The sequence below is a fragment of the Brevundimonas sp. GN22 genome (genome assembly GCF_054824005.1).
In genome coordinates this window covers 1-6673 of record NZ_JSYD01000091.1, presented here as the reverse complement: position 1 = coordinate 6673, position 6673 = coordinate 1, and the positions used below count along the sequence as shown (strand labels likewise).

At 62.8% G+C, this 6673-nt stretch carries 4 protein-coding genes; 1 reads left to right on the top strand and 3 read right to left on the bottom strand.

Annotation, left to right across the window (positions count from 1 at the left end; genetic code table 11):
- A partial coding sequence (locus OB03_RS12085; RefSeq protein WP_461344307.1) for a response regulator occupies positions 1–598 on the top strand: 598 nt, incomplete at its 5' end.
- 7 nt (positions 599–605) lie between these two features.
- On the opposite strand, the gene OB03_RS12080 is transcribed toward OB03_RS12085, so the two are convergent.
- The 3 genes from OB03_RS12080 to OB03_RS12070 all read right to left on the bottom strand — a co-directional run.
- A complete protein-coding gene (locus tag OB03_RS12080; RefSeq protein WP_461344308.1) occupies positions 606–3980 on the bottom strand; it encodes a hybrid sensor histidine kinase/response regulator in 3375 nt (1124 codons plus the stop codon).
- A gap of 130 nt (positions 3981–4110) precedes the next feature.
- Positions 4111–5781 carry an MFS transporter gene (locus OB03_RS12075; protein WP_242915060.1) on the bottom strand — a complete coding sequence of 557 codons (1671 nt, stop codon included), beginning with the start codon at positions 5779–5781 and terminating at the stop codon, positions 4111–4113.
- Between the two features lie 149 nt (positions 5782–5930).
- The coding region (locus tag OB03_RS12070) for an aldehyde dehydrogenase family protein (RefSeq protein WP_461344306.1) at positions 5931–6673 on the bottom strand (743 nt) is incomplete at its 5' end.

Here is a 6673-nt window from a genome sequence, read left to right as displayed (position 1 = left end):
TGACGATCACCCCCTGTTCCGTGAAGCGCTTGTTTCGGCCGTGCGTAGAGCACGTCCCGAGGCAGGGGTGGTGGAATGCTCCAGCTTTGCGGAGGCTGACGCGGCCTTGGCAAAGGAGCCGGTGGATCTGTTGCTGCTGGACCTCAAACTCTCGGACGTCGAGGGTATGACGGGGCTCAATCTCGTTCGCGCCAACCATCCGGCCGTGCCGGTTGTGGTGGTCTCGGCCAGCGAGGAGCCTCACACGGTTCGCCGCACACTGGCCGTGGGCGCATCGGGGTTCATCCCCAAGTCCGCCTCGCTGGACACCATGGTCGAAGCCATCTCGCAGGTGCTGGATGGCGAGACCTGGGCACCGGACGTCGGCGAGGCCGAGGGCGAAGAGGCTGATCTGCAAAGCCGCATCGCCAGCCTGACCCCGTCCCAGATGCGTATTCTGGAAGGCCTTAAGGCCGGCCGTCTGAACAAGCAGATTGCCTATGACCTCGGCGTGACCGAGGCCACGATCAAGGCCCACCTGACCAGCGTGTTCCGCAAGCTGGGCGTGCAGAACCGCACGCAAGCGGTGATTCTTTCCCAGCAGATCGATCTGGGCTGACCGGCTTCTAGCCGTTCAGGAAGGCTTTCAGCGCCGCAGGTTTTACCGGCTTGGGCAACAGGACAGCACCGACTTCGGCTGCCTGTGCGCTCAAGCGGTCCTGCGTGGCTGCGGTAACCAGTGCGATACGGCGGATGTTCCGGGCCTTGAGCATCTTGATAAGCTCCAGCCCATCCGGCCCCGATTCTCCCAGATGAAGATCGACTAGTGCGGCGTCGAACGGTCCAGGCAGTGCAAGTGCCTCTTGCGCTGAGTTGGCGATGGTCGGCACCGCTCCCCAACGTTTCAATAGGGCCTCGAGTGCGGCCGTGATCGGCTGTTCATTGTCCACACACAGCACGCGTTTGCCGTAGAGCGGGGTGCGCGAGGTCGCCACCGTATCGACAGGGGCCATCACAGCCTGGGTGCGTGGCGTGGAAATGCGGAATTGCGAACCGTGTCCCATGCGGGATTGCACCGACAGGGGATGCCCCAGAAGGTCGGCCAGACGCTGGGCAATGGCCAGACCCAGACCGGCGGCGGGCTCATCGACTGGTGCACCGGGCAGTCGCACAAACTCGCCAAAGATCTTGGCTCGCGCTTCGTCCGGAATACCGCGTCCGGTGTCGACGACGCAGATATCGACCCGCCCGCCCTTACGGCGCGCCCCGACAACAACGGTCCCCTTGTCGGTGTAGCGGATGGCGTTGGCGACAAGGTTCTGGACCATGGAGCGGAGCAGATCGCGGTCGGTGGAAATCCAGACCCGCGTCGGATGGACCCGCAGCTTCAGGCCCTTGGCCTCGGCAATAGGGGTGAACTCTCGCGCGATGTCGCTGAACAACTGGTTCAGGGCCAATGGTCCCACCGTGGGGTCGATGCCGCCCGCCTCCAGCTTTGACAGGTTTAGCAAGGCGGTCAGCAGCCGGTGAGCGCTCTCGATCGAGCGGTCGGCATTGACGGCCAGTGTGTGGCTTTCGCTCTGTTCGACCTCGGGATCTTCGCGCAGGGCTCCGATGAAAAGGCGCGCCGCATGCAGGGGTTGCAACAGGTCGTGGCTGGCCGCGGCAAGGAAGCGGGTTTTGGAGGCGGTCGCACGTTCGGCCATTTCGACGGCGGCTTTAAGCTGGGTCGTGCGTTCGGTGACGCGCGCTTCCAGCTGTTCGTTGGCCTCTTCCAACTGGCGGGCCGCGCGGCGTAGGTCGGTGATGTCGGTGTAGGAGGTGACATAGGCACCGCCCGGGAGCGGCTCGCCCACTACCCGTAGAACCCGACCATCGCTGCCGACGCGCTCGTGGAAGTGACGTTGGCGACGTGACAGGGCTTCGACGCGCCGCGAGACCCAAGACTCCGTCGATTCAGAGCCATGTTCGACCTCGCCATGTTCGGCGTTGTAGCGATAGACATGGGCGATGGGCATGCCGACGTGGAGGAAGTCATGGGGCAGGCCGAACATCTCCACATAGGGGCGGTTCCACGCCACGACACGCAGCTCTTCATCCACCACGGCCACGCCCTGATCGATGTTGTCCAGTGTCGTCAGCAGCAGTTGGCGGTTGAACTGAACCGCCTGCGAGGCTTCGTCCAGCATGCGCACCACGTCCTCGGGTGGGCGGCCACCGCCGGACAGGGCGGCCCCGATAACACGGCGTGCAGCCACAGCCCCCAGAGCGCCGGCCAACATACGTTCGGCCGCGCGCGCAAGGCTGGCGTCGGCAGGATCATGGGGGCGCAGTCTTACACCGGCTTCCTCGGCCCAGATCTGGAACGCGTTGTGGGCGCGGTCCTCGCCGATGAAGCGGGCGACGAGAACGCGCAGGTCTTCGACCGATGCGCCTGAAAGATGCCCCCGGGCCTCCAGCCACTCCGACCCCATGTGGTCGACAAAAGCGCGGGCCTGTACGCGGTCGATCAGGCCGGGGATGCTGGCGCGGGAAACCACCACATAGGTGAGAAGATTCAGCCCCAGAGACAGGAAGACGCCAGCGGCAAACGGGTCCTCAAGACCCATCAACTCGGGGACGTCGAGCAGCATCTGCGGTGCCAGTTGCGGCAGCGCCAGCATGAACAGCCACACCGTCATACCGACCCACAGACCCGCCATGGCACCACGGGCATGACCGTTGCGCCAAAGCACGGCACCGAAGAGGGAAGGGGCCAATTGGGCCAGCGCCGCAAACGACACCAGACCCATGGCCGCCAGCCCGCGCGACTGGTCCATAGCCTGATAGTAGAGCCACGCCAGAAACAGGATGCCGATGATGGCTGCACGACGGATGTTCAGCACCATCTTGGCCACCGGCGTACCCGAACCTGTGCGAAGAGCACCGATCAGCGGCAAGACCAGATTGTTGGAGACCATGGCCGACAAGGCGACCGCTTCGATGATGACCATGGCCGTTGCGGCCGAGAAGCCGCCGACAAAGACGATAGAGGTCAATAGCGGCTGATGGCTCTGAAGCGGCAGGGCCAGCACCAGCAGGTCAGGGTTTGCGTCCGGAAACGCCAACCGTCCTGCAGCCACGAGCGGCAGAACGGCCAGCGAGGTAAGCAGCAGATAAAGCGGGAACAGCCATTGGGCTCTGCGTACTTCGCCCGGCTCGCCCCCTTCGACAAAGCCGACGTGGAACTGGCGCGGAAGGCAAAAGATCGCCAGCGTCGCCACAAGGGTAATCGCCCAGAAGCGGGCATTGCCTTCGGGCCATTCACTCAAGTCCCCCAGACCTTCGCGCAGCAAGGCTGGGCTGTGGTCAGCGTTCAGCAAGAGGATGACAGCAAAGGCTGCAGCGGCCAGCAGGGCCCCCATCTTCACGATGGACTCCACGCCAATCGCCTGGATCAGACCACGGTTATGTTCCGTCAGGTCCGGACGGCGTGCGCCGAACAGAATGGCAAACCCCGCCAGAACGCCCGCGAGGACCAGAACAGCAAGGCTCTCGGAGCCGTGGATACCACTGTCCACATTGATCATCTCGCCGGCCATGGTCAGCGAGCGCAGTTGCAGGGCGATGTAGGGAAGCGATCCCAGAATGGCGACGATGGTTACCGATGCGCCCAGCACAGGGCTCTTGCCATATCGCGAGGAGAGAAAATCGGCCAGCGAGCCTGCGTTGGCCCGCTTGGCTGCAGACGCGATCCTGCGCCACAGCGGGAACAGCAGGGTCAGCCCCAGCGCCGGACCGATATAGATAGGCAGGTATTCCCAGCCGCTGCGCGCCGCCGTACCCACTGCCCCGTAATAGGTCCACGAGGTGCAGTAGATGGCCAGCGACAGCGAATACAGGCTGGGACCCAGCAGCCCCGAGCCCTTGGCCTTGATGTGCGGTCGCTCGTACCACCATGCGATGGCAAACAGGGTGGCCATATAGGCCGCCGTCATGACCAGTGTGATGAAGCTGAACATCACGGCATCTGTCCCCCGGACGGGTGGCACCACAAGGGGGCGGGTGCCCTAAAGTTGCATCGGCACACACAAAACGGGCGGACCGACAATGCGATCCGCCCCTTCAGTACTGGTAAGGTTGTCGACTTGGTCAATTGTGGATGTCGACGTCCTTGCCTTCTTTCACGAAGATCACGCCGATGATGACGGTCAGGACCGCAATCACGATCGGGTACCACAGGCCGTAGTAGATATTGCCGGTGGCAGCGACCATGGCGAAGGCGGTCGTCGGCAGGAAGCCTCCGAACCAGCCATTACCGATGTGATAGGGCAGGGACATGGAGGTGTAGCGGATGTTGGTCGGGAACATTTCGACCAGAGCCGCTGCAATCGGGCCGTAGACCATGGTCACGTACAGAACCAACAGGAACAGTATGCCGATAACCATTGGCTTGTTCACAAGTGCGCTGTCGGCCTTGTCCGGATAGCCCGCAGCCGTGAGGGCGGCGACCAGTTTGGTGTCGAACTCTTTCTTGGCGGCGTCGAACTCGGGCTTGGCCAGACCTTCGCCGTGGAAGCTTTCGATCACCGTCTCGCCGATCTTGATCGAGGCGACAGTTCCGGCAGGCGCGGCGACGTTGTCATAGTTGATGCCTGCCTTGGCCAGATAGGATTTGGCCACGTCGCAGGACGAGTTGAACACGGTCTTGCCGATGGGATCGAACTGCAGGTGACAGTCCGCCGGATCAGCGACAATGGTCAGCGGCGAGGATGCGACGGCGGCTGCTAGGCGCGGGTTGGCGGCCTTGGTCAGCCCCTGGAACAGCGGGAAATAAGTCAGTGCCGCAATCAGGCAACCGGCCAGAATGATCGGCTTGCGCCCTATCTTGTCCGACAGCCAGCCGAAGAAGACGAAGAACGGCGTGGCCAAAGCCAAGGCCGAGGCGATCAGGATGTTGGACAGAGCCGGATCAACCCGCAGCGTCTTCTCAAGGAAGAACAGGGCGTAGAACTGACCCGTGTACCAGACCACAGCCTGACCTGCGGCCAGACCGAACAGGGCGATCAGCACCAGTTTCAGGTTGGGCCACTTCAGGAAGCTGTCTTTCAGCGGGGTCTTGGAGCCCTTGCCCTCGGCCTTCATGCGCTTGAACGCAGGGCTCTCGGCCAGCTTCAGACGGATCCACAGCGACACGCCCAGCAGCAGGATCGAAACGAGGAACGGAATACGCCAGCCCCAGCTGAGGAAAGCTTCCTCGCCGATGGCCATTCGGGTGCCGAGGATAACCATCAGGCTCAGCAGCAGGCCGACCGTCGCGGTGATCTGGATGAAGGAGGTGTAGAAGCCGCGCTTACCGTGCGGCGCATGCTCGGCCACATAGGTTGCGGCCCCGCCGTACTCACCGCCCAGCGCCAGCCCCTGGATCAGGCGCATCAGCACGAGGATGATCGGAGCCGCGACGCCCAGCACTGCATAGGGCGGCAACAGGCCGACCACAAAGGTCGACAGGCCCATCAGCAGCATGGTGACGAGGAAGGTATTCTTGCGGCCCCACAGGTCGCCAAGGCGTCCGAAGACGATGGCCCCGAAGGGACGCACGGCGAAACCGGCGGCAAAGGCCATAAGGGCGAAGATAAAGCCGGTGGTCTCGTTCACGCCCGAGAAGAATTGGGCCGAAATAATCGCGGCGAGAGAGCCGTAGAGGTAGAAGTCATACCATTCGATGACGGTGCCGACAGACGAGGCAGCAATCACCAGCCGGTCGTTTTTCGCGACCGAGTGATCCCCGCCGTCCGCCCCGTGAAGGGTGCGGTCGGTCATGGGTGTTTATCCCTTCCTGTAAGGCCACCCCCTCAGGCGGCCATGTTTCCCTTGCGCGCGCCGTCTATTCGCGGAGCGTCACAAGGGAGACTGACAGGAAGAACGACGATTTGCAGAGATCGACGTTGGTCTAAACTGCTACGCCGGGCTTACACGCCCATGCATAGGTATTTGATTTCCAGATAGTCTTCGAGACCGTGGCTGCTGCCTTCACGCCCCAGACCCGACTGTTTGATACCGCCGAAGGGGGCGATTTCGGTCGACAGGATGCCGGTGTTGATACCGACCATGCCGGTCTCCAGCGCCTCGGCCACACGCCAGACGCGGTTGATATCGCGGCTGTAGAAATAGCCCGCCAGACCGAAGATGGTGTCGTTGGCGAGGGCCACGCCTTCCTCCTCGGTTTCAAAGCGCACCACGCCCGCCAGAGGACCAAAGGTCTCCTCGCGGCAGATCAGCATGTCCTGCGTAACCTCGGAGACGACGGTCGGCTGGAAGAAGGTGCCGCCCAGCTCATGCGGCTTTCCGCCCGTCAGCAGCTTAGCACCCTTGGATACGGCGTCGTCGAGGTGTTGCTGCACCTTCTGGATGGCCTTGTCGTCGATCAGCGGCCCGACCTGAACGCCGTCTTCCATGCCGTTACCGACCTTCAGCTTTTCAACCTCGGCGGTCAGCTTGGCGACGAACTCGGCATAGACGCCCGCCTGAACATAGAAGCGGTTGGTGCAGACGCAGGTCTGGCCTGCGTTGCGGTATTTGGAAATGACCGCGCCCTGTACGGCGGCATCGATGTCGGCGTCGTCGAAGACGAGGAAAGGGGCGTTGCCTCCCAGTTCCAACGACATCTTCTTGATGGACTGGGCCGACTGTTCCATCAGCTTGCGGCCGACCT

Bases quoted from the DNA above. Each gene is read 5' to 3' on its own strand.
- OB03_RS12075 (WP_242915060.1), bottom strand. From the start codon at position 5,781: ATGACCGACCGCACCCTTCACGGGGCGGACGGCGGGGATCACTCGGTC.
- OB03_RS12080 (WP_461344308.1), bottom strand. From the start codon at position 3,980: ATGTTCAGCTTCATCACACTGGTCATGACGGCGGCCTATATGGCCACC.